This window comes from Paenibacillus sp. VCA1 (genome assembly GCF_031583795.1).
Taxonomy (GTDB): Bacteria; Bacillota; Bacilli; order Paenibacillales; family Paenibacillaceae; genus Paenibacillus_AQ; species Paenibacillus_AQ albilobatus.
On the sequence record NZ_JAVLSX010000008.1, the window covers coordinates 270062 to 293530 of the forward strand.

Here is a 23469-nt window from a genome sequence, read left to right on the forward strand (position 1 = left end):
GGCTAAGTGACGATTGATTCAACGATAATGAATACAGATCAAGAAATAGCGGCTCAAGTCATCATGATTGGGCAGCTATTTTTTTGTCCGGATGTATTCCCATATGCCATTGGTTTCAGCTGATAAAAGCGCGGTCGTTGGCTGGATGAAGGTTGTCTTCTCCTCCCCGACCGGGCATTGTCCATATTTGCATAGTTCGCTTGTTGCGGGAATAAAGTCCGATTTTTTACCTTTTTCCATTTCTTATATTCTGAGCGGCGTAACCTAGGGTATGATTTGGAAAGAAGTGATTTATGAGGGGGCGGCTGCTCCCTGCGTCATCCGAATGATCCACATGTAAACGAACTCATGCCAGTACAGCCTATGGGGAAAGCTGGATTTCGGTTAAGGAGGGGTTGAAATGGATACGGTCTGGCGGATCCGATGCAGGATCAGGGACCTGGCGGAAGCGGCATATGATCGGCTGAAAGCGATCGGGCGGCGATATCCCTGGATTGGGGCCCTGTACGCCGTATGGTGCTGGATATCGCTGCTGTTTTTTTTCTTGGGCCTGTTTTTATACAGGGATTCGCGCACGATGCTGGTTCAGTACTTATGGTCTTTTTACGTAATGCTTCAATTTTGGTTTTTGTGCCGGAGTAAAACCTTTACTTGGAAACAGGCGGCCAGGTTTATGCTTCTGGGCATATTTCTCGTTATTCCGATGACGGCGCTGACGCTGTTAGCTGCTCACGGGCTGTTTGGCGGAGACACGGATGACCTCTGGTCCCAAGCCGTGTTGACCCCGATTTTCGAGGAAGTGTGGAAGTTGCTGCCGCTGGGGTTGTTCCTGCTGTTCTCGCGGCGCGCCTCTTCCATGAGTCTGGCGGATTATACGCTCGCAGGAGCGGGGGCGGGCGTCGGTTTTCAGCTGATGGAGGAGCTCAGCCGACGGTGGCTGAATTCGGGCATTATCGGGCGAACGTATGGCTACAGCACCACGATGCTCGGAGGAGAGACCATCCATTGGGATTTCTGGACTCTTTTCCCCGGACGTTTTGAGGAAAGTTTTTTCCCGACGATCATGTCCGTCAGCCATCCCGTACACACCGGCATGATCGCACTGGGCATCGGTCTTGCGGTACGGTACCGCAAGCGGTTAAACGGCGCCATATTCGTCCTGCCGGGACTTCTGTTGACATGGTCCATCCTGGAACATGCTGCGTATAACGGGCAGGATTCCTTGCCAGGCTGGTTTATGAAACTCAGCGAATGGACCGGCAGCGGATACCGGACAAAGGGTGTTTTCCTGATGCTGCTGGCTTTGGGACTCGTCATGGATTATACCGCGCTGAACCGGGTCAAAAGCCAATTGCCGAGGATGGAGAAAGAAGGGGTCATCAATCCGGTGTCTGAGCTTTGGTATATGCTCGAGGCGCTTTTGACCCGGCGGGAGAGCTTCGCGAGCGCCATGTCCTGGACCCGGGAACGAAGAGAGACGGGGTTCTCGCTTTTATACGGCAATCGTGAGGCTGAAAGCCTCCGGGAGGATCTGCAGGCGCGTATGCTGAAGCATTTCCGGGCTGCAGCCGGCGTAACCGTGCTTCTCGTCTTCGTTATGCTGGCCGGACTCGCCGTTTACTGGCAGGCGCATGTTCATCCCGCAGAACCTGCATGTTTCTCCTGCATGTTTGATTCGCTGCAGGACTGGTGGGACCGCCTCGGCTTTTGGGAAAAAGGCGCCATCGTGCTTGGGGCGTTCGCCCTGTCGCTGTTATTCGTTGAATTTTGGCCGGCTCTCGGCATCGCAATGACGGCAGCGAGCATCCCGGCTAGCGGCTATGAGATTGCCAAGGACATTCGGGACCCCAAGCGGCTGCTCACGCCTGAAAATGCGATCTCTGCGCTGATCGGTTTGGCGCTCAGCCGCGTTCCTTTCGGCCGGATCGCCGAACGCTTCGGCAAGCGGGGCAGCCGCCGGTTGAAAGACTGGCTGGAGAAGCTGCAGAAGAGGAGAAAAAAGCCAAAGCCGGACCCCGAAGTGCCTAAGAAACCCTATAAGCCTGAAGGGGAGAAACCTCAGCCGAAGCAGGATCCCGAGGAGCATCCTACGCACGGGGATGCCGACGATTATGTTCACTGGAGCAAGGCGAAATACCGGGGAGTTGAGCTGTACGACAGCCGGAATTCTCCGCTTGGGGAAATCGACGGGATCGATTTGGAAAAGGGCGTGTTCTATGAAGCGAAGTCGGCTGAAGGACTGGACCGTATCCATCCGAAAACGGGCAAACCGCAGCAGACGCCGCAGGAGTTTACGGACAAACAGCTATACAAGAAAACAAAGGTGAGGATTAACAACCTTCAGAAAGCGGTCGGAACACGGACGACGCCGGACGGAACACCGGAAATCCCGACGCTTGAGCAAATCAAAGGTATCCGGCGTTTCGAGTTTCAGCTGGATGGAGATACGCCGGCGCTGCGAGCCGCGGCGGAGAACAGCTTGAACCGCTTGCGCCAGGAATTTCCGGATTACACATTTTCGATACGGTTTGGAGTGAAGTAAAATGTCTGTAGGGGTTTTTATTGTTGATCCTGTGGATGATTTTGAACGTTCCTTTACGATTCCGGTTGCGACGGAGTCTTTTTACCGCAAATATTGGGTGCCGGCCATCAGGGAATTAAATCTTCAGTGGATTGCATTGTTCGAGAATGGCGTTGACTTGGAGCAGGAGGACCTTCCCGCGGTTCTGGGCGAGGTATCCCGGCTTAAGGAATGGGCGCAGGCCAACATGCGCGGGGACGATCTTGAGCATATGCTGCAAAGGCTGGAGCTGCTCGAGACGGAACTGCCGAAAGCATACAGGCGCAGCGGCACTGTCGTATATATAGGTTAAGCGAATAAGGAAAGTCCGGAGAGTTTATTTCCGGGCTTTTTTTAATGGAGATTGCGGTACGGCAGCCACTTATTAGTGCATTTACATAATGATGCGTTTGGCTTAACCGTCGGGAAATGTTTCGTCTGTACGATGGAATGGAATTGGAATCAAAGCAACAAACCCTCGAAAAAAATGCTTAAAACATACGGGATTTCGAATGATAACGAAGGAGGCAAACCGATGAATGACGCGATAACCAAAGAGGAGTTTTACCGTGGTCTCGCCAAGCATAAGCGTATCGCCTCAATTAAAGACCCGCGGCATATTGAGCTGGCTCTCCGCCAACGGGACCAGCTAAGCGGCATATTTCTGCTGACGGGGCATATCGGGGTGGTCAAGGGATACGTCAACGTATTCAAGGAACACGGCCTGCCCGTATTCATGCATTTGGAGAAAATAGGCGGGCTCAGCACCGACCGGTACGGACTGGAATATTTGGCCAAGGGCATCCGGCCGTCCGGGGTGATTTCCACCAAAACGAGCATCATCAAAAACGCGAAAAAAATGGGGCTGCTGACCGTGCAGCGTTTTTTCCTCGTCGACAGCGAAGGGCTCGACAATATCGCCAAAAGCCTCTCGCAAACCGAACCGGACATTATCGAGCTGATGCCTGCCCGGATTCCGGAGATGATCTGCAGGGTAAAGTCGTTTACGGAAATTCCGATTATTACCGGAGGGTTATTGTACGAGGAAGCCCATGCGGAGGCCTGCCTGACCCACGGCGCAACGGCCATCTCTTCTTCCAGACCCGAACTGTGGGGGAAACCGGAACGAAAATTGATGAAGATTTAACCTTTTGCCGAAACGGATTTAACAGTTGTCCTTTATATTGGTATCAACAAGTAAATAAACCGGTTGGAGTCTTGGAGAAACCTGATCTGCTGCGGCCCGCGCTTTCGCTGCCGTTAGTTTTTCAGGTTTCTTTTTTGCTGCTTCCGGGCCGTTTTTACAAGAGGATTTTGCAAAAATCCAAAAAGCGACTTCCAATCAGCAATATATAGAGCGAAACGGTTTAATTCGTCTATATATTGTACCCTGGAGCGGCAGGAATCGAATTTTGCAAAATCCTTACAAAAAAAGGGTGGAGGAATGACTGTGTTCAAGAAGAAGTTAACGGCTTTAACGCTTGCGGCTTTCATGGCAGCGTCTTTGGCAGGCTGCGGTTCGGGCGGAGGGGATAGCGCCACGGTCGAAGGGCAGGCCGAAGCGGCGGGATCGTCCAAGAAGGTGGTCATCAAATACTGGTACGCCTACGGGGACAAAATCGAGGAAGCAAAGCTGCACATGGTCAAAACCTTTAACGAATCGCAGGACAAATACGAGGTTGTGGCCGAACACCAGGGCAACTACGACGACCTTCACGCGAAAGTGCAGGCGGCGTTTGCCGCGGGCAACGCTCCGGCGGTGACGGACCTTGAGATCGCCTCGACCGGCGTATTCGCCAATTCCGGCATGCTGGAAGAGCTGACCCCGTATGTGGAAAAGGACAAAGATCAGGTGAAGCTGGACGATTTCATCCCGGGATTGATGGGGAACGCCTACGTCAACGGCAAGCTGTACGGACTTCCTTTTATGCGCAGCACCCCGATCATGTACAAAAACGTGACGATGCTGAAAGAAGCCGGGCTTGACCCTGCCGGTCCGAAAACGTGGGAGGAGCTCGAGCAATATTCGAAAGTTTTGAAGGAAAAAGGAAAATTCGGCATGACGCTTCCGGTGGATATTTGGTATTACGAGGCGCTGGTAGCTCAAAGCGGCGGCCACATGCTGAGCGAAGACGGCAAACAAGCGGCATTCAACGATGCGGCGGGGGTCGCGCCGGTCGAGTTTTGGAAAAAGCTCTCCAGCGAAGGCCTGATCAAAATGCCTGTCGGCGATGAAGCGGGGGCGACCGCGAACAAGGATTGGGCAAACCAAATTTCGGCCTTCAAGTTCAATTCGACGGCAGGCGTGGCGGAAAGCCTGGAAATCGCCAAAGGCAACGGCTTCGAGCTGCAAACGGCCTTCATGCCGGCCAACAAGGATTACGGCGTGCCGACGGGCGGCTGCCAGCTGGTCATGACGTCGAAAAGCAAACCTGAGGAGAAGGAAGCGGCATGGGAGTTTATCAAGTGGATGACGTCCAAGGAAAACACGATTTACCAGCATAAACATGTCGGTTATTTGCCGACGCGCACGTCGGCTGTAGAAAGCGAAGAGCTTCAGGAGCATTTCAAGCAATACCCTCAATATAAAGTTGCCGTCGATCAGCTTCAATATGCCAGACCGCGCCCGATGGAGAACGCTTATCCGGAAGTAGCCAAAATTTTGCGCGACGCGATCGAAAAAGCGATCATCGACCCGAAAACAAGCCCGCAGGACGCGCTGAATCAAGCGGCTGAAAAAGCGAACAAACTGCTTGGGAAATAGAAAGGATCATGCCGAGATGACGGTAGACAGCTGGTTCGAGGACATCAAAGTCGTTATTTTCGATATGGACGGCACGTTATATCAGGAAGATACCTTTATGGAGCGCTATATCCGTTATTTGCTGGAAGGAACGGAGCATGAGGCGGATACGGAGGCGGCGGTCGGCATGGGAAAAGCGATCCGGTCCGGGGAGCAGGCTTTCGGGTTCGGCCACTTTTACCATCTGAAGGACGATCTGCTGGTCATCCGGCTGGAAGACGGATTGGCGCGGGGATATGCATGGGACGGTTCATCCGTCCCGATTCGAAAAAAGCTGTACAAGTTCGATTCCATCCTGGACGGGGAATTGCTTCATATCGGCGATCCTTGGGGCATCGTCGCCATGTTTAGCCACAAATACAAGCTGCCGGCCATAAAGCTGGGCGAAGCTTTCGACAGGGTGCGGCGGGAAATGCTTGCCGCTCCTTACCGCTTCGAGGTTCACGGCGGTTTGATGCAGGCGATCGGGGAGCTCGGCGTGGAAAAAAGAGTGCTTATGACCAATACGCATCCGGAGTCTGGCGCCGAATTTTTGGAGTTCATGCAGATTCGGCATATGTTCGAAGAAGTGTGCTTCGGCGCGGGGAAACCGGCGGGGCTGGAGTCGTATTTAACTTCCCTGCTGCGGCAGGGGTACAAGGGGCATGAAATATTGTCGGTCGGGGATAACCCGTGGAATGATCTGCATCCGGTGAAACGGATCGGGGGCCGGACCTGCTTTATTTCCCCTTATCCCAGCCATGATTCCGAAGCTTGGGACTTGCGGCTGACGACGCTGGATGAACTGGAACGGCTCATGCGCGCCATACGGGAGCGGAAAATGAAGGAGGAGATGCACGAATGGCACGAATCCTGCTGAAAGGAATCAGCAAAAAATTCAAGGACGAAACGGTCATTCAAGATTTGAACCTGGAGATTAAGGACGGCTCCTTTACGGTGCTCGTCGGCCCGTCCGGCTGCGGCAAATCCACCACGCTGCGCATGGTCGCGGGGCTGGAGAAGCAAAGCGGTGGGGAGATTTGGATCGACGACACCTGCGTCAACGATACGCCGCCCGGGCTGCGCGACGTCGCCATGGTGTTCCAGAATTACGCGCTGTACCCGACCATGACCGTCCGCGGCAATATCGAGTTCGGCCTGAAAAACAGGGGGGTATCCCGAAACGAACGCGAGAAGCTCGTCAAGGATATTTCGGAGATCGTCGGGCTCGCCCCTTTCCTGGACAAAAAACCGCAAAACCTGTCCGGCGGGCAGCGCCAACGGGTCGCGCTCGCGCGCGCCATGGTCAAAAAGCCGAAGGTGTTTATCCTCGACGAGCCGTTGTCCAATCTGGACGCCAAGCTGCGCAACCAAATGCGGACGGAGCTGATCCAGCTTCACAAACGCCTGGGCACCACCTTCGTTTACGTAACCCATGATCAGGTGGAGGCGATGTCGATGGGAGACGAGATCGTCGTCATGAACAAGGGGGAGATCCAGCAGGCGGATTCCCCGATGAAGCTGTATCAGGACCCGGCCAATCTGTTCACCGCCCAATTTATCGGCACGCCGGCGATGAACGTCATGAATATGGGCGACGTGCAAGGGCTCGACGTCCGTTCGGACCGTCCGGTAGGTTATGTCGGTTTCCGGCCCGAGCAGGGTATCCTGAACCCGGACCGTCCGGTGGAGGGGCTCGTGCTGAAGGGAGACATCGTCACCCGCGAAAGTTTGGGCGCCGAAAGCATTTATCAGATCCGTTCGGACGCCGGCATGTTTTTCGTCAAAACCTTCCTGAAACCGCTGGAGTCGGCGGACAAGGTAAACGTTGCGGTTCCGTACGAGCAGCTCTTTTATTTCGGCCCGGACGGGGGCAGAGTGCACGAGGCGGGAGTTTCGGCCAAACCTTTGGTTGCCGGAGGCGCGATCGTATGACGCTTTGGCATAAACTTCGTCCCTATAGCATGGTTGCTCCGGCCATCATCATTTTTTCGCTGTTTTTCATTTATCCGATTTTTTACATGCTTTATTTGAGCTTGTTCGACTGGAATTTCGTCAGCCCGACGAAAACGTTCGTGGGCATTCAAAATTTCGTGGACCTGCTTACCGAACCGGAATTCAGGCAGGTGCTTTCCAATACGACCATTTATACCGTGTTAACGGTGGCGTTGACGACGGGGCTGTCGCTGCTGCTCGCCTTATGGCTTAACCGGGGGAACGTCTTCTACGGCATCGTGCAGGGCGCGATTTTCAGCCCCCACATCATTTCGCTCGTCTCGATTTCGCTCCTGTGGAGCTGGCTGATGGATCCGGAATACGGGCTGCTCAACTGGGTGATCGGGTTGTTCGGCTTCGGGAAGCTGCAGTGGCTGTCGCATCCGAGCACTTCGCTCATTTCGCTCGTCATCGTCGCCGTCTGGAAGGGAATCGGGTACAACACGCTTGTGTTTATCGCCGGTCTGCAAAGCATTCCGGCCGACATTTACGAAGCGGCTTCCCTGGACCGTTCCCGGCCGTGGACGACGTTTACGAAGCTGATTTTGCCGATGCTGTCGCCGACGATTTTTTTCCTGGTCATCATCAACATGATCGGTTCGTTCCAGGTGTTCGAAACGATCGCCATCATGACCCAGGGCGGACCGGTCAATTCCACGAACACGCTCGTGTACTACATTTACGAATACGGCTTCCGGTTCTTTAAAATCGGGTATGCTTCCGCGGCAGGCGTCATTTTGCTGGTCATTGTCGGCATTCTGACGATCATTTACTTCAAACTGCTATCGAACCGGGTTCATTACCGTTAAGAAAGAGGTGTAACGCTTGAAAGCCGCAAACCGCGCCATCGAAGGCCCGATCCGGGCCGCAGCCGGCCATCCGCTGAACGGGATCCGGACGAAACAAGCCCTTTTGCGCAAAATTTTGAACCTTATTCTCCGCGTCGCGAACGTCGCCGGGCTGCTGCTGCTGGTGCTGATCTTTGCCCTGCCTTTCGTCTGGATGCTGTCCACGTCGCTGAAGACGCTGCCGGAGACGATGATCTTCCCGCCGGAGTGGATTCCGCGCCATCCCGTTTGGAAAAACTACGTCGACGCCTGGCATACGGGGCCGTTCCTGCACTATATAACGAACAGCGTCATCATTTCCGTCAGCATCCTCATCCTGCAAATGCTGACGATCATTCCGGCGTCCTATGCGTTCGCCAGGTATAAGTTTGCCGGGTCGGGCTTTTTGTTCAGCGTCGTGATGGTCACGCTGATGATCCCGAGCCAGCTGATTTTCCTGCCCGTCTATTTGGAGCTGAGCACCTTCAAGCTGCTGAATACCCATCTCGGGCTGATCCTGCCATTTGCCTCGAGCGCTTTCGGCATTTTCCTGCTGCGGCAGGCGTTCCGGCAAATCTCCGACGAATTGATCGAAGCGGCAAGGCTGGATCAGGCGAAAGAGTGGAAAATCATCGTCCGGATCATGGTCCCGATGGTGAAACCGGTGCTTGTCACCTTCGCGTTGTTCAGTTTTATCGCCCATTGGAACGATTATTTCTGGCCGCTGGTCATGACGACGAACGAAACCGCCAGAACGCTGCCGATCGGGATCGCCAAAATCCGCGAGGTCGAAGGCGTGGGCACGTGGAATATTTTGATGGCAGGCAACCTGATCCTCGTGGCGCCGATCCTTGTCGTGTTTTTCCTGTCGCAGCGCCAAATCATCAAGGCGTTTGTATATAACGGCGTCAAATGATCGAACGTTTACGATCGAAGCGGGAATCTGCAAGGTAAACACGGCGGATCCACGTACATCGATAACGGTATTTCAAATCAATTTTCCTACAACGAAAACAGGAAGCACCAAGCGTGCTTCCTGTTTTCGTGCATATTATCCGTTTTTGAATATCTACTGATAGTTACACAAGTTAGCTTCATCCTTTTCACGCATATGCTCTCTTCGTCATTCGGGAATTGGAATGGTAGGTTTTGGAGGAGCTATAGCCCTTTTAATCATATTTTTAGTTGTTATATTAGCATTTTATAAAATCGTACAACTTGCTGTTAACAGATCCGAAATCAGAAAGGATATCATCAAGTTAAAGGCTGAAATAAAAAATCTCCAGGAAAAGATCGATCATATTGAAAAGAGAAAAGAGTAGGAAGCAACTCCTTTATTGGCTAAGTTCAAAAGAGAACCTTTTTGCGACATATAACAACTTTTACGGCGGCATGGAGCAGCTTTTTGCTGTTTGGACGGCAATGGGCGCGCGTTTAAGCGATATCGGCTGCCAGTATCGTCAGCGGCCCTTCCTCGGCGGCGATGTTTTGCAGGACGTAGACCGAAACCGGAAACATCGGGAACCCGACGTAATAGGGCGTAATCGAATACAGCGGATAAAAGATGACGAGCGCTTTGTCGGCCAAATAATAATCCTGGGTCGGCTGCACGGTGACCGCCGTGCCTTCCAGGACGGGAAGGTTCCGCTTTTTGATCTGCGCGTTGATTTCGTCCGTCAGCAAGGCCTGGTAGTTCGAGCCCGGTTTAAACAAATCGGACAGCGCATAGGAGGCGCCGGAGCCGGTGTAGAAGGTCAGCCCTTTGGCGACGGTATAACCGTGGGCCATGGGAGTGGAATACGTGTAATTGCTGAGCATCAGGCTTAATATGCCGCGCTCGTTCGTTTTGATCTCGAAATTTCCGACCGTTTGCGGGTTGCTCCCGGTTTGAACATGCTGCTGGATGCGCTGCATTTCCTGAATTTTCTCCACGATCGCGCGGTTGATCCGCTCCTCCGCCCGGGGATTGGCCAGTCCGGAAATTCGGGGATAATGGATCCGGATGCCCGGGGCGTTATACGTTTGGGTTTGCACATGAACGGGCGGCTGGTATAGAGGCATTTTCATTCGCTCCCATATGTTCGAATTTTGCTGCATTAGCCTATTCGCAAGCGGGTTACTTCGTGACTTTGGCGAAAGCCATTGGCGAGGAGAGGCGATCCCCCGAAAAAGAATCCGTTGCCCGCATTTTCCTTTTCGGCTAAAATGAGGATAATTTACGACAGCCTCGCACAGCACGCTTTTTTGAATGCTTTTCAACCGTTTTCCCCATGAATCCGCATATTCAACTCCGTAAAACCCGCATTTTTCCGATATCAGCTCGGGAAGTCGCAGTACCGCAAAAGGCATCGTTAACTGCCGAAAGTAGATTTTTCCGATCGTCGTCCGCCAAAATGATAGCGCTTACCCATCCTTGTCCCGGGCATTCTGCCTGCATACAGCCTGGATTGTTTTCCGTGAGAGAACGTCGATCGATGTTTTTCTTAAGATACAAGAAGGTACAAGTTTCGAAGCGAGGGCTTCCTTATATCTCAAGGAAAATTTCCGCTAAGCGCGGTCTCTCTTCTGTGAAAGTACGTCGATCGATGTTTTTCTTAAGGAGGGAAAAGTTTGGAACGGGGTTATTCTTACTACAAACAGGCGTTTGAGCGTATTCCGAAACCTTTCGCCTACGTTGATCTGGATATGCTCGGCAAAAATATCGGGCACATCCTGGCGCGGGCCGGCTCCAAAAACATCCGAATCGCGACCAAATCGGTCCGGAGCGCCGCGCTGCTGAAACGGATTCTTCATCAAAGCCCGGTTTTTTGCGGGTTGATGTGCTTTTCCCCGCAGGAGGCCATATATCTGGTAAAGCAGGGGATGGACGACATCGTGATGGGTTACCCGGTCTGGGAGCCGTCCGCGCTGGCGGGGATGGCCGAACTGATCCGCCAAGGCAAGTCGGTTACGCTGATGGTCGACTCGGTCGCGCACATCGAGCATCTCGAACGGATCGCGGCCCGGCACGGCGTCCGGTTTCCCGTATGCATCGACATGGATATGTCGCTGGACGTTCCGGGGCTGCATTTCGGCGTGTGGCGCTCGCCGGTTCGTACCGTTGCCGAAGCCGGACCGCTCGCGGAGCGGATCTTGTCTTCCCGCCTGGTCATGCTGGACGGGGTGATGGGTTATGAAGCGCAGATTGCCGGCGTGGGCGACCATTACCCGAACAAAATGGCAAAAAACATGTTGGTGCAGACGCTGAAACGGCGTTCCGCCAAGCAGGTAGCCGAAAAACGGGCGGCGCTTGTGGCCATGATCGAGGACGCGATGGGGGCGCCTTTGCGTTTCGTAAACGGCGGCGGCACGGGAAGTTTACATACGACGGTCCTGGAGGAAGCGGTGACGGAGGTGACGGTCGGCTCCGGTTTTTTTGCGCCGGCGTTATTTGACCACTACAGGGATTTCCGTTATCTGCCTGCGGCGGGTTTTGCCGTTGAAATCGTGCGTCAGCCGGGTAAGCATATATATACCTGTCTGGGGGGCGGGTATACGGCTTCGGGAGCCGCGGGCCGCGATAAACTGCCGCTGCCTTATTTGCCGGCCGGGGCGTCCCTATTGCCGCTGGAAGGCGCGGGGGAGGTGCAGACCCCCGTAAAGTATGACGGGGAGGAGCCCCTCACGCTGGGCGACCCGATCTTTTTCCGTCATGCGAAAGCCGGCGAGCTATGCGAACGGTTTAATTATTTGTACGGCCTATCGAAAGGCGGCATCGTTGAAAAAATCACAACCTACCGGGGGGATGGACAATGCTTTCTTTAAACGAAAACCGGAAAGTCTGGAAAAACTGGTCGGGCGCCGTCCGCAGCACGCCCAAACATATCGTTTATCCGGCGGCCGTTGACGACATCATGTCTTTGGTCCGTTCCTGCGCCAAGGAAGGCAAGGGCATCCGCGTCATCGGGGCGGGGCATTCCTTCACGCCGCTGGTGCGGACCGATGACGTGCTGCTGTCGCTGGACCATCTGGCCGGGGTCGAGCCGGTGGACGAATCTTCGCGCAGCGTCTGGATTTGGGCCGGGACAAGGCTGCGGGACATCAGCGAAGCGCTGCACAGGCAGGGCTGGGCGCAGGAAAACCTCGGGGACATCGATATCCAATCGATCGGCGGGGCGATCGGAACCGGAACGCACGGGACGGGAATCCGTTTCGGTTCTATATCGACGCAGCTGCTCGAAGCGCAGGTGATTACCGCATCCGGCGAGCTGCTGACATGCAGCGAGGAGGAGAACCGCGAGCTGTTCAAGGCGCTGCAGGTTTCGCTCGGCATGCTCGGGATCGTGGTCAAAGTCCGCATCCGGGTCGTTCCGAGAACGGTGCTCCACTACAAAAGCATGCGCCTGACCGTTGACGAATGCTTCGGGCGGCTGGCGGAGTTTCGGGACGACCACGACCATTTCGAATTTTTCTGGTTTCCCCATACCGACACCGTCCAGGTGAAATTGTTGGATGAAACGGACGAAACGCCGTCCGAAAGCCGTTTTTGGCAGCAGGCCAATCAGCTTGTGATGGAAAACGCCTTTTTCGGCATGCTGTCGGCTGGCTGCCGCATCCTTCCAGGCCTGTGCAAGCCGGTAAGCCGGCTGTCGGCGCGTTTTGTCCCGACGGGAGAGGATACGGCGTACAGCCACGAGCTTTTCGCCACGCAGCGGCTGGTGCGCTTCAATGAAATGGAATACAGCGTCCCCGCGGAAAAGATGGAGGAGGTCGTTCGCGAAATTCGCGCCAAAGTCGCGGCCGAAAAACATGCGGTGCATTTTCCGGTCGAATGCCGTTACGTCAAAGGCGACGACATATGGCTCAGCCCGGCCTACGGCCGCGACTCCGCGTATATCGCCGTTCATATGTATAAGGGGATGGAACATCGGGCGTATTTCCGGGATATCGAGGACATTTTCCGGCGGTATGACGGGCGTCCGCATTGGGGGAAAATGCATACCCGAACAGCCGAGGAATTGTCAGGACTGTACCCCAAGTGGGATGCCTTTCAGGAAATCCGCAGGCAGCTGGACCCGCTGGGCATATTCCAGAACGATTACTTGAAGAAACTGTTTGCCGTTAAATAAAGAAGAAACCCAAGCCCGCGATTCCCCGCGGGCTTGGGTTTTGCGTTGTGCGGCTATAAATCTCACGAATAGTCTCTCCGGACGGGCCAAATGGCGATGCCAAGCGCGCCAGCCTGGGCAACCTTCCAATTAAACCATAAGCTTGCGCAGGCTGCGGACATACTGCATCCGAACGATCAGGAAATAGACGGTTTGAACGACGATGAAACCCGCGGCCGTAGTAAGGATCGGCGGCATTATGCCGGTTTGATTCAACCCATGCAGGATGGGCACGATAACCACCATCGTTTCGACGATGGCTGCCGCGATCGGAACGTAAAAAAGCAGCGCAATTTGCGTCGAGGCGGCTTTCGCCATCTCGTCTTCGCCAAGGCCGATTTTGGACAGGGAGCGATACATCCGCTGATCTTTACGAAGCTCCGTATGCAGCTTGAAATAGAGAAAGCTTGCCGACGACAACGAGAAAATAAGGGCGATAAAAACGCCGATAAAACTCATCACGGCCGTAGACTGCTTGGAGCTTTGATAATTTTCGCCCCGGGCATATAACATGTATTCATAGTTGTGCTGGGAAGTCACCGCCTGATTCCACTCCGCGAGTTTCGCACCTAGGGTTGCTTCCGGATCGGACCGGGAGGGAGGCGCTCCATCCCAAGCCGGAATCTTATACAAATAATAAGTCATCTTCGAGAACAGCTCCGGATCTTGGGCAAAATCCTTGTACGCCGCATCGCTCACGACCAGGAACGGGGAAGAATACGGTCCGAAAGGCATAATGTCCGTATTGACCGTCTGTTTGACGGTAAGGCTATGTCGTTTGTTTTGCAGATGGGCATCCGCAAAATCCTTGAAATGTTGGACGTTGGTGGTCCTGCTGAGGAGCAATGCCGCATCCGAAGCGGACACGTTTTGAATGCCCGGCAGGCCGGTTTGTTCGGATAACAAGCGATATGCAGACAGCGGAAGCAGGTCGATGCCCCGTTGCTTGCCATTCAGCGCAAAGCCCCGATAGTGGATGAAATCCAGTTTTTGTTCGGCAAATTGGACTCCGTTGGCCTTCAACTCCTTGGCGATGTAGCCGCGCTCCCCTTCTCCGTCGTTGGCGTCACGGATGATGTAGACCAAAGCATAGGGAGAATTTTTGTACGTCGCGGCATTGGTCTGGTACATGAACAGAAGCACGCTGGAGACCATGCAGGCCATCGCGGTGACCACCGTAACCATGAACAGAATTCGCGCGTTGTCTTTCAGCTTGTAGCCCATTTCGGAGATTCGGATCAGGTTCGTTTTTTTCCACGTGAGCGGCCGATTTTTTTTCAACAGTTTGACGATGACCACCGACAGCTGCGTATAAAAGAAATACGTGCCGGCGATGCCCGCGACCGCAGCGTACATCAGCGTGTTTTTGGAAAACTTGCCGGTTACGGCAATCACACCGAGAAGCAGAAGCGAAGCGCCCAGGATGGACAGAAGCCAGGAAGCTTTAGGTTCTTTTTTCGGCATCACGCTGCCTTTGAGCAGCTCCAGCACCTTTTTATGCCGGATCAACGCAAGCGTGAAGACCGAGGCGGCGACAAAAAGCAGCAGAAACGCGGCGGCGGTTACAATCAGGGCTTTGGCCGGCCAGTAAAAGCGAAGTTCGGTTTCCCCGATGATTTTGCTGGTGATGAGCAGAAAAAGCTTGGAAATCAGCATTCCGCCGAGGACGCCGACGACGATGGAGCCGATGCCGACCAGCATATTTTCCAGAAAAACAAGCCGGTTGATTTGGCCCGTCCGCGCGCCGAGAATCATGAGCATGCCGAATTCCTGATTCCTTGATTTCAGAAACGCGCTAAGCGAGTAGAACACGAAGAAAATGGAAAAAACGTAGACCACATAGGACGCAATCCGCATGCCGGTGGAGACGTATTGGCCGAAATCCGAATGGGAAAGATCGGGGTGGTAAATGAACATGGAGTACGCGAAAAAAATCATAACCATGACGGCGCTGCTCAGGAAATACGTGAAGTAGGCGCCGAAATTGCGCCTGACGTTGTTAAACGCGAATTGAGGAAAGCTCATGGCTGTGACCTCCCCAGAATGACAGCGCGTCGATAATGTGTTGGAAAAAGGCCTGCCGGCTTTCGCCGCGATGGATCTCGGCCGCGAGCCTTCCGTCCTTGATGAAAATAATCCGGCTGCAGTAGCTCGCCGCTACCGGATCATGCGTGACCAGCATCAGCGTCGTATGGTCCTCACGGTTCAGGCGCTCAAGCGACTCCATGACCTGTCTTGCCGAACCCGAATCCAGCGCTCCGGTCGGTTCGTCGGCCATGACGATGGCGGGGGAAGTGATCAGCGCCCGGGCGATGGCTGTCCGCTGGCGCTGGCCGCCTGAAATTTCGTACGTGCGTTTTTTCAAAATATCGGCGATGCCGAGTTTGCCCGCCACGCGCTCCAGCGAAGCTTCGATGTCGGACAGCCTCCGGTTGTCCAGGGTGAGGGGAAGCACGATATTTTCGGCGACCGTCAACGTTTCCAGCAGGTTGAAATCTTGAAACACAAAACCTAGCTTTCTGCGGCGGAAACGCGCCAGCTCTTTTTTATTCATGCGGTGCGGGCTGATCCCTTCGATTAATACTTCTCCCGCACTGGGCTCGTCGATGGTGGAGACCACGTTCAGCAGCGTCGTTTTTCCGCTCCCGGAAGGACCCATAATGCCTACGAATTCCCCTTGTTCAATATTGAAATGGATATCGGTTAAGGCTTGGGTGTTTATTTTTCCCGGATAGACCTTGCTTAAGGCTTTGACCTGCAGCAGTTCCATAAGCAGCATTCATTCCTTTCCTGTCGTTTGGCGGCGGTCTCTCATTGGGAGAGCCCGATATCAATCTACCGAACCCGAAAAAACCTATCCATCGAATTGAATTAACGTTTCCTTACAGCGAGGTTAAGATTGTGTTCGTATGCGGAGCGGCGAACGGCATGAACATCCATCGCTTGTTCTCTTCCTTCTCTTTTTTCAACTTATATGATATTCCCCTAGCAGACTTACGCAACAGGATGATGCGGCAAAATGAACCTGACCTTTGTGCCTTGCCCCAGCTCCGATTCGATCGCGACTTCATGCCCTAACCGGGAGCAAATCTCGCGAACGAGATACAGCCCCATCCCCGTCGATTCCTGGTACTGCCGTCCCCGTTCCCCGGTGAAGTAGGGCTGGAACACCCGCTTGAGATCTTCTTTGGCAATGCCGATGCCTTGATCCCGAATGTCCAATATGACGCTCTTCCCGGAGATTTCGGCCGTGATGGACACGGTTTTCCCTTTTCCTGCGGAATAGTTCATGGCATTCGTCAGAATCTGATTCAGCATGAACCGGAGCCATTTGGCATCGGAGTAGACCGCGATCTCTTCGCCGATCCGGATATCCGGCCGGAGGCCTTTGCGTATAAAAAGCCGGCGGTTCTCCGTCACGGCCGCTTTGACCGCCTGCAGCAGCGCGATCCGCTCGATCCGGAAATCCTCCTCGAACCGGTCCAAACGGGAGGTATACAGAACCATCTCCAAACCTTTGCGCATGCGTTCGATTTCCTCCTGGATGCTGTCGGCCGCTTCGGATTGGTCGACATCGCGCAGGGTCAGCTGCATGACGGATAGCGGCGTTTTCATCTGGTGCACCCAGCGGTTGATGAACGTAATGTGCCGATGCATCTGGTCTGCGTGCAAGCTCAGCTTGTCCCTGTAAGATCGGTCGCGTGCGTCAAGCAATTCCTGCACGGCTTCCGGCAGCGGCGCGCCGCCAATCGTTTCCAGCGAAAGCTCCGTATCGGGAGCGATATTCCCGATGCTGCTCAAACAAGCGTAAAGCTTCCGGAGTTGAATAAACCGGATGATGAGGTAGATGGCGAGGATGACGCTGCTGAGCAACATGCCGTATCCGATGATGCGCAGCGGCCGGTTTTCGCCGGAAAGCCAGTAGAGCAGCGGGACCAGCAGCATTTGCGCGAGGTAGCAGGCAAGAAGGGGGATTTGATCCTTCCAAAACAGCTTCATCGAGCCTCACCGCCCGGATTCAGCCGGTATCCTGCACCCCGTACCGTTTCAATCAAGTCACCCGCGCCCAATTCCTTCAGCTTCTTCCGTACGCGGGTAATGTACACGTTCAGCGTATTATCATCGATAAACTGCCCGTCGCTCCACATCAGATCCAGTAGCTGCTCCCTGCTGACGACACGGCTTTGACGGTCCATCAGCGCCTCCAAAAGCAGAGACTCCTTTTGCGAAAGCTCGGCAGTTCTTCCGGCGATCTGTACGACATAACGTTCCGGGTACAGCCTGAGCTTGCCCGCATCCATGGTCCGTTCTTCCAGCGACTTGGCGTACGAGCCGGATGCGCGGCGCAAGTTGCTGCGGATTTTGGCCAAAACGACCTCGTAATGAAAAGGTTTGGTGATATAGTCATCCGCTCCGTTTTCGAGCGCCATCACCTGATCCATCTCATGCTCCCGCGCGGATATAAACAGGATCGGGCAGAGCGAGAGGTTGCGGATTTGCCTGCACCAGTAAAAGCCGTCGAATTTGGGGAGGTTGACGTCGAGCAGCACCAGATCGGGTTTGCATGACTCGAATGTTTCGATCACACGGCTGAAATCTTCCACCACGACCGCATGAAAATCGTATTTTGTCACATATTCGCTGAGCAGCCCGGCCAATTTCCGGTCGTCTTCAATAATAAGGATGGTTTGTTGCAAAATGATCACCTATTCTATTGGAATCAACATGATCATTAGTACTTGATAACAAAGCGGAACCGCAGCGATTCAACTTGCATGAAATCAAGATCTAATTCCCGTATTGTTCCATTGAAATTCCAAAATTTGTACTCGAATCCATCTTATCATGAATGAGGCGAATTGCGACGGATGTATTGACTTCGAATTTCAAGGTGTGATATATAAAAAATAAGAATTAGCACTCATTGTGCAAGAGTGCTAACATATCCAACGAGCCGAAAGGAGCCTGACTCATGATCAAAAAAGAGTTCAAAGCCGAATCGAAACGGCTGCTGGACATGATGATCCACTCGATCTATACGCAGAAGGAAATCTTCCTAAGAGAATTGATCTCCAACGCCAGCGACGCGATCGACAAAATCTATTACAAAGCTCTGACCGACGACAACATTGTTTTTAATAAGGACGATTATTATATCCGCATCACTCCCGATAAGGAAAACCGCACGCTGACCATTGCGGACACCGGGATCGGCATGACCCAGGAGGAACTGGAAAACAACCTCGGAATCATCGCCAAAAGCGGATCGCTGGCCTTCAAGGCCGAAAACGAAGCGAAGGACGGGCACAACATCATCGGCCAGTTCGGCGTAGGTTTTTATTCCGCGTTTATGGTGGCCGACAAGGTGACGGTGACCAGCAAAGCGCTGGGCAGCGACCAGGCTTACCGCTGGGAATCGGAAGGCGCGGACGGCTACACGATCGAACCTTGCGGGAAGGATTCGGTAGGCACGGAAATCATTCTTAAGATCAAAGAAAACACCGAGGACGACCGGTACGACGAGTATCTTGAGGAATACCGCCTGAGATCGATCATCAAGAAATATTCCGACTTCATCCGTTATCCGATCAAGATGGAGGTGAGCGGGCAACGTCCGAAGGAAGGCAGCGAGGGCGAATTCGAGGAATATAAGGAAGAGCAAACGATCAACAGCATGGTGCCGATCTGGCGCAGAAACAAAAGCGAGCTGACGCAGGAGGATTACGAGAACTTCTATGCGGAAAAACGGTACGGTTTCGACAAGCCGCTGACGCATGTGCACGTCAAAGCGGACGGCGCCGTCGTGTATAACGCGATTTTGTTCATTCCGGAGCGCACGCCGTTCGATTATTATACGAAGGAATACGAAAAGGGCCTTGAGCTGTACTCCAACGGCGTCCTGATCATGGACAAATGCGCGGACCTGCTGCCGGACTACTTCAGCTTCGTGAAAGGGATGGTCGATTCGGAGGACCTCTCCTTGAACATCTCCCGCGAAATGCTGCAGCATGACCGCCAGCTGACGCTGATCGCGAAAAATATCAAAAGCAAAATCAAAAGCCAGCTTTTGTCGCTATTGAAGGATGACCGCGAAAAATACGAAACCTTCTACAAAGCGTTTGGCAGACAGCTCAAATTCGGGGTATACAACGATTACGGCATGAACAAGGACGTCCTGTCCGACCTGTTGATGTTTACGTCCTCGAAAGAGAAAAAGCTGGTTACGCTCGATGAATACGTGGCGAGAATGCCTGAGGATCAAAAATATATCTACTACGCTACCGGAACCTCGGTCGAGCGCATCGAGAAGCTGCCGCAAACCGAGCTCGTCCTCGATAAAGGCTACGAAATTTTGTACTTTACCGACGACATCGACGAATTTGCCATCAAAATGCTGATGAACTACAAGGAGAAGGAGTTCAAGTCGGTATCGAGCGGCGACCTCGGCATCGAGTCCGAAACGGACGAAGCGGCGTCCAAAGCCGAAGCGGAAGAAAACAAAGAGCTGTTCGAGGCGATGAAGGAGCTGCTTTCCGGCAAGGTGAAGGACGTCAAGGCGTCCAAACGCCTGAAATCGCATCCGGTATGTTTGTCCGCCGAAGGCGAGCTTTCGATCGAGATGGAAAAGGTGCTGAACGCGATGCCAAGCAGCGAAGGCATCAAGGCGGACAAAATTTTGGAGATCAACGCGCAGCATGAGGTGTTCAAGTCCTTGAAAGAAGCGTTCGACAAAGACCGCGAGAAACTGGGCTTGTACACGAACCTGCTGTACAACCAGGCGCTGCTGATCGAAGGGCTTCCGATCCAAGACCCTGTTGGATTCACGAACGACATTTGTAAAATCATGGTGTAGCTTCGTCTTCATAAAAAGCCATGAATGTCGCCCGGCCTTCCGGAGGCCGGGCGCTTTTGTTACTTATTTCCCGTCCTGGCATTTTGTAAAATTTTCGGTATAGAAGATGAAAACGCTCGAATAGTGTATAATGTGTAAAGATGCGGCTAAATTCACATGCCTCGCAATTTAGGGCATCCGGTTTAGACCGCCGCAGGGTACGATTTATAACGAATGAAACGTTTTCGGTTCGCCGATGCCGAAGGCTTTTTTGGATGTAGCAACATCGTCACCTGCATGTTTATCAATCTGGAAGAGGTGTAAATGTTGGAAGACCCAAGGTTACAAATGGAAGAACGTAATATACAGCACGCCATCATCGGAGACGTGATGAACCGTTTGCCGGAAATTCTGCAAAGCTTGACCAAATCAAGACTCTCTTCGCTTGCTGCCGCCAATCAAATTTCCGGACGTTCCAAGATGAAGAAGGAAGAGCTTTCGGACGCTCTTTCAGCATATTTGACCGACCCGGAGCAACTGGGGCCGATCGTAACGGCAGCGAATGCCGATGAATGGGCCCTTCTGGAAAAAGTAATGAATGAGCCGTCCATTCAGGATAACGCGCTGCCTTTCGGGCATTATTCGCATTTTCTGGAGCGCGGCCTGGTATTCAGCTTTTTTAACGAAGGCAAGCTGCACGTCCTGATGCCGGAGGAAATCAAGGCCGCCGCGTCGCGGACCGGTTTGTCCGAACTGAAAAAAGAACAGGGCTCCAAGCAGGAGATTTACGATTATATCGCCGCCGCAGCCCATTTGTATGGCGTTATCAAGCTGGACAAGCTTGTTGAAGTATATAACTCGCACCATGACGAATCGATCACGAAAGAGGAGCTTGCAGCTTATGCGGGCGAAATGGCCGGTCGCGGCCAACATATCCTTCTGGCGGACGATGTCCTGTACAACGGGCTTGCCGCAGGAAGTGCGGGCGAAAGCGCCGGGCTGGCAGAAGGGCTGGACGAGAAGCTGTATTACGTTCCGGCGAAGGAGGAACTTCTTCGTTACGCGGATATGGGATACTTCGAAATGACTCCGCAGCTTGAAGAGCTGCAGGCATTTGTGCTCAACAACATGTGCCAGGACCAAGAACGGGTGGAAAATCTGATTGACGACATCCAGTGGGGCAGCGTGCAAAAATCTTCGATGCAGGAACTGATCAATCAGTTTGACCGGCACAAAATTCGCTTCAAAACGCCGGTGCATGCGCAGCGCGTCATTTCCCTGCTGGCAGAGGTGTATAATAACACAAGAATGTGGGCTAACGGCGGACATACGCTGGTCCAGCTCAGCGCCATGAACGCCATCGATCCGGAGAAAGGGCTCGTCAGACTCGTGGACGACAGCGCCGAGGCGATGCCGAAAGTCGGAAGAAACGAACCTTGCCCATGCGGCAGCGGATTGAAATACAAGAAATGCCACGGGAAGTAAACGGGATTTATTCGTACTTATAGTTTATTCCGCACCCTGCACGTTTCGGATCGCCCTTTTGGGTCGTCCGGCTGCAGGGTGTTTTGCATAATTTCTCGAAAGCCGCTGCATAGCGGCTTTTTTTTCATTTTATCCCGCTCCCTAAAGAAATGATGCCTCTGACAGGTTTGTACACAACTTGGTGACATCTTGGTGAAATGGCCGTCACATTCATCGATTATATTTTGCTTAAGGGACTGGATCGCAGCCATAGTTCCCGCAAATCAATCCATGAAGCATTCATTCACAAGGAGGAACTATGATAAAGCGCAGCAAACGCAAAAAACCTGTCAAAGGAATTTATATTTTTATCGTGTTATTTATTGTTTTATTGGGCATCAAACTAGTCTGGCATACGGGTTCTTCCGCGGCGAAGCTGATCCCGAACCTGGCAGAGAAGTCGGAGACATCGGAGGTTGCTCCCTCCATTTCCGCAAATCAATCGAAATACCGGATCGTGATCGACGCGGGCCACGGCGGCAAAGACCCTGGAGCAACCGGGGCAAGCGGAGCCTTTGAGAAGGAATTTAACCTGTCTCTGGCAGAGCGGGTGAACGAGCTGCTGAAGCAAGATCCGATGTTCGAAACCCGAATGACCCGTACGGACGACAGGTTCGTCGAATTGGAGAACCGCGCGGCGGCCGCCAACGATTGGAATGCGGATGCGTTGATTTCGATTCACGGCAACACCTATCAGGATCCGGCGATTGCCGGGACGGAAACGTTATACCGTCATGACGACAGCATCCCGCTTGCCCAGATCCTGCAGGAGCGGGTGGCCGAAGCGCTTGGTTTTCCCGACCGAGGCGCGAAGCAGGAACATCTCGTAGTCCTGTCGTTGGCGCAGATGCCGGCGGTGCTCGTAGAGGTCGGGTACCTGACCAATCCGAAAGAAGAAAAGACGCTGCTGAGCGACAAAGGGCAAGATCTCGCGGCCCAGGCCATTGTGGACGGAATAAAGGAATATTTCGGGAAAAACGGCTCCCGCAAACCAGCGGGGGATGAAGGGCTCAAGGAGGTGCCGCCTCCGGTCTCCCTGAATCGGAACCATTCGCAAATTGAAAACAAAATCTATTTCGACGGTTTGGCAAAAGACGGGAAGCAGGTGGCCTTAACGTTCGACGACGGTCCCGATAAGATCGTTACTCCAAAAATCCTGGACATATTGAAGGAAAACAAAATCAAGGCGACTTTTTTTATATTGGGAAACCGGGCCAAAACCCAGCCGGACCTTGTTCGCCGCATCGTGGAGGAAGGGCACGCCATCGGCAACCATTCCTGGTCTCATCCGAATTTCGATCAGATTTCGGTGGATCAAGCCCTTAAAGAGGTTGAGGATACGCAGGCCACGCTCGAAGACGCGGTCGGGTTTCGGCCCATCTTGTTTAGGCCCCCATACGGCGCGCTTAGCAAAGACAAATTGAACGCGATTCACCAACAGGATTTGGCTGTCGTCAACTGGACGGTGGACACGATGGACTGGTCGGGCGTTTCCTCGAAGGAAATCATGAGGCTCGTCCGCAAAGAGCTGAAGCCGGGCGGGATCGTTTTGCAGCATACGGCCAACGGGAAAAACCATCTCGCCAATACGATCGAAGCGCTGCAGCAAATGATACCCGAGTTGAAAGCGGAAGGGTATTCCTTCGTGACGGTGCCCGAGCTGCTGCACCTGCCGGATTCACAGTAGAGCGGCTGATCGGCGAATCAGCGTGCTGCCGCCATTATACGTCGAGAGACGTTTTTCTCAATGCTTCCGCGTTATGATAAAATCGATTCAAACAGGCATAAGTCGTAAAGCTGCC

General features: G+C 53.4%; 18 protein-coding genes. 13 read left to right on the plus strand and 5 right to left on the minus strand.

Features of this window, described 5'->3' with window-relative positions:
* Window positions 1-400 precede the first annotated feature (400 nt).
* The 8 genes from RJP21_RS19725 to RJP21_RS19760 all read left to right on the plus strand — a co-directional run bounded on the left by RJP21_RS19725 (window position 401) and on the right by RJP21_RS19760 (window position 9080).
* Window positions 401-2542, plus strand: coding sequence for a PrsW family glutamic-type intramembrane protease (locus RJP21_RS19725; RefSeq protein ID WP_310860826.1), 2142 nt, complete (start codon window positions 401-403; stop codon window positions 2540-2542).
* Between the two features lies 1 nt (window position 2543).
* Window positions 2544-2873: a hypothetical protein gene (locus RJP21_RS19730; RefSeq protein WP_310860827.1), complete on the plus strand. Its 330-nt coding sequence runs from the start codon at window positions 2544-2546 to the stop codon at window positions 2871-2873.
* 222 nt (window positions 2874-3095) lie between these two features.
* Window positions 3096-3707 (plus strand): glycerol-3-phosphate responsive antiterminator, encoded by a 612-nt coding sequence (locus RJP21_RS19735; RefSeq protein ID WP_310860828.1) that lies wholly within the window; start codon window positions 3096-3098, stop codon window positions 3705-3707.
* A 303-nt stretch (window positions 3708-4010) separates the two neighbouring features.
* Entirely contained in the window at window positions 4011-5324 is a 1314-nt protein-coding gene (locus tag RJP21_RS19740; protein ID WP_310860829.1) for an ABC transporter substrate-binding protein, read from the plus strand.
* Window positions 5325-5340: 16 nt separating this feature from the next.
* Window positions 5341-6222 (plus strand): HAD family hydrolase, encoded by an 882-nt coding sequence (locus tag RJP21_RS19745; RefSeq protein ID WP_310860830.1) that lies wholly within the window; start codon window positions 5341-5343, stop codon window positions 6220-6222.
* On the plus strand, window positions 6204-7277 hold the full coding sequence (locus RJP21_RS19750) for an ABC transporter ATP-binding protein (RefSeq protein WP_310860831.1): 1074 nt from the start codon (window positions 6204-6206) through the stop codon (window positions 7275-7277). The genes RJP21_RS19745 and RJP21_RS19750 overlap by 19 nt, the downstream gene beginning before the upstream one ends.
* On the plus strand, window positions 7274-8146 hold the full coding sequence (locus RJP21_RS19755; RefSeq protein WP_310860832.1) for a carbohydrate ABC transporter permease: 873 nt from the start codon (window positions 7274-7276) through the stop codon (window positions 8144-8146). The genes RJP21_RS19750 and RJP21_RS19755 overlap by 4 nt, the downstream gene beginning before the upstream one ends.
* A 103-nt stretch (window positions 8147-8249) precedes the next feature.
* Complete coding sequence (locus tag RJP21_RS19760; RefSeq protein WP_310860881.1) at window positions 8250-9080, plus strand: carbohydrate ABC transporter permease; 831 nt, start codon at window positions 8250-8252, stop codon at window positions 9078-9080.
* A gap of 518 nt (window positions 9081-9598) precedes the next feature.
* Here RJP21_RS19760 and RJP21_RS19765 read toward each other — a convergent pair.
* Complete coding sequence (locus RJP21_RS19765) at window positions 9599-10231, minus strand: DUF3298 and DUF4163 domain-containing protein (RefSeq protein ID WP_310860833.1); 633 nt, start codon at window positions 10229-10231, stop codon at window positions 9599-9601.
* Between the two features lie 543 nt (window positions 10232-10774).
* Between RJP21_RS19765 and RJP21_RS19770 the strand changes: the two genes are divergently transcribed.
* Both RJP21_RS19770 and RJP21_RS19775 read left to right on the plus strand, forming a co-directional pair.
* Window positions 10775-11968, plus strand: coding sequence for an amino acid deaminase/aldolase (locus tag RJP21_RS19770; protein WP_310860834.1), 1194 nt, complete (start codon window positions 10775-10777; stop codon window positions 11966-11968).
* Window positions 11956-13272 (plus strand): D-arabinono-1,4-lactone oxidase, encoded by a 1317-nt coding sequence (locus RJP21_RS19775; protein WP_310860835.1) that lies wholly within the window; start codon window positions 11956-11958, stop codon window positions 13270-13272. The genes RJP21_RS19770 and RJP21_RS19775 overlap by 13 nt, the downstream gene beginning before the upstream one ends.
* Window positions 13273-13401: 129 nt before the next feature.
* Here the strand turns inward: RJP21_RS19775 and RJP21_RS19780 are convergent, their stop codons facing one another.
* The 4 genes from RJP21_RS19780 to RJP21_RS19795 all read right to left on the minus strand — a co-directional run bounded on the left by RJP21_RS19780 (window position 13402) and on the right by RJP21_RS19795 (window position 18008).
* Complete coding sequence (locus tag RJP21_RS19780; protein ID WP_310860836.1) at window positions 13402-15336, minus strand: FtsX-like permease family protein; 1935 nt, start codon at window positions 15334-15336, stop codon at window positions 13402-13404.
* Complete coding sequence (locus tag RJP21_RS19785) at window positions 15311-16081, minus strand: ABC transporter ATP-binding protein (RefSeq protein WP_160045211.1); 771 nt, start codon at window positions 16079-16081, stop codon at window positions 15311-15313. The genes RJP21_RS19780 and RJP21_RS19785 overlap by 26 nt, the downstream gene beginning before the upstream one ends.
* A gap of 224 nt (window positions 16082-16305) precedes the next feature.
* The gene (locus RJP21_RS19790) at window positions 16306-17310 is read right to left on the minus strand and encodes a sensor histidine kinase (RefSeq protein ID WP_310860837.1); all 1005 of its coding nucleotides are present in this window, start codon (window positions 17308-17310) and stop codon (window positions 16306-16308) included.
* A complete protein-coding gene (locus RJP21_RS19795) occupies window positions 17307-18008 on the minus strand; it encodes a response regulator transcription factor (protein ID WP_397386247.1) in 702 nt (233 codons plus the stop codon). Before RJP21_RS19795 ends, RJP21_RS19790 begins: the two co-directional genes overlap by 4 nt.
* A 275-nt stretch (window positions 18009-18283) precedes the next feature.
* On the opposite strand from RJP21_RS19795, the gene htpG reads away from it, so the two are divergent.
* From htpG to RJP21_RS19810, 3 genes are all read left to right on the plus strand, one after another.
* On the plus strand, window positions 18284-20164 hold the full coding sequence (gene htpG, locus RJP21_RS19800; RefSeq protein ID WP_310860838.1) for a molecular chaperone HtpG: 1881 nt from the start codon (window positions 18284-18286) through the stop codon (window positions 20162-20164).
* A 327-nt stretch (window positions 20165-20491) separates the two neighbouring features.
* Window positions 20492-21628: a YecA family protein gene (locus RJP21_RS19805; RefSeq protein WP_310860839.1), complete on the plus strand. Its 1137-nt coding sequence runs from the start codon at window positions 20492-20494 to the stop codon at window positions 21626-21628.
* 298 nt (window positions 21629-21926) lie between these two features.
* On the plus strand, window positions 21927-23354 hold the full coding sequence (locus tag RJP21_RS19810) for an N-acetylmuramoyl-L-alanine amidase (RefSeq protein ID WP_310860840.1): 1428 nt from the start codon (window positions 21927-21929) through the stop codon (window positions 23352-23354).
* Window positions 23355-23469: the final 115 nt, after the last annotated feature.

Excerpts from the sequence above, each read along its gene's own strand:
- RJP21_RS19725 (WP_310860826.1), top strand. The coding sequence starts at position 401 with ATGGATACGGTCTGGCGGATCCGATGCAGGATCAGGGACCTGGCGGAA.
- RJP21_RS19730 (WP_310860827.1), top strand. The coding sequence starts at position 2,544 with ATGTCTGTAGGGGTTTTTATTGTTGATCCTGTGGATGATTTTGAACGT.
- RJP21_RS19735 (WP_310860828.1), top strand. The coding sequence starts at position 3,096 with ATGAATGACGCGATAACCAAAGAGGAGTTTTACCGTGGTCTCGCCAAG.
- RJP21_RS19745 (WP_310860830.1), top strand. The coding sequence starts at position 5,341 with ATGACGGTAGACAGCTGGTTCGAGGACATCAAAGTCGTTATTTTCGAT.
- RJP21_RS19750 (WP_310860831.1), top strand. The coding sequence starts at position 6,204 with ATGGCACGAATCCTGCTGAAAGGAATCAGCAAAAAATTCAAGGACGAA.
- RJP21_RS19755 (WP_310860832.1), top strand. The coding sequence starts at position 7,274 with ATGACGCTTTGGCATAAACTTCGTCCCTATAGCATGGTTGCTCCGGCC.
- RJP21_RS19765 (WP_310860833.1), bottom strand. The coding sequence starts at position 10,231 with ATGAAAATGCCTCTATACCAGCCGCCCGTTCATGTGCAAACCCAAACG.
- RJP21_RS19775 (WP_310860835.1), top strand. The coding sequence starts at position 11,956 with ATGCTTTCTTTAAACGAAAACCGGAAAGTCTGGAAAAACTGGTCGGGC.
- RJP21_RS19780 (WP_310860836.1), bottom strand. The coding sequence starts at position 15,336 with ATGAGCTTTCCTCAATTCGCGTTTAACAACGTCAGGCGCAATTTCGGC.
- RJP21_RS19785 (WP_160045211.1), bottom strand. The coding sequence starts at position 16,081 with ATGGAACTGCTGCAGGTCAAAGCCTTAAGCAAGGTCTATCCGGGAAAA.
- RJP21_RS19790 (WP_310860837.1), bottom strand. The coding sequence starts at position 17,310 with ATGAAGCTGTTTTGGAAGGATCAAATCCCCCTTCTTGCCTGCTACCTC.
- htpG (WP_310860838.1), top strand. The coding sequence starts at position 18,284 with ATGATCAAAAAAGAGTTCAAAGCCGAATCGAAACGGCTGCTGGACATG.
- RJP21_RS19805 (WP_310860839.1), top strand. The coding sequence starts at position 20,492 with ATGGAAGAACGTAATATACAGCACGCCATCATCGGAGACGTGATGAAC.
- RJP21_RS19810 (WP_310860840.1), top strand. The coding sequence starts at position 21,927 with ATGATAAAGCGCAGCAAACGCAAAAAACCTGTCAAAGGAATTTATATT.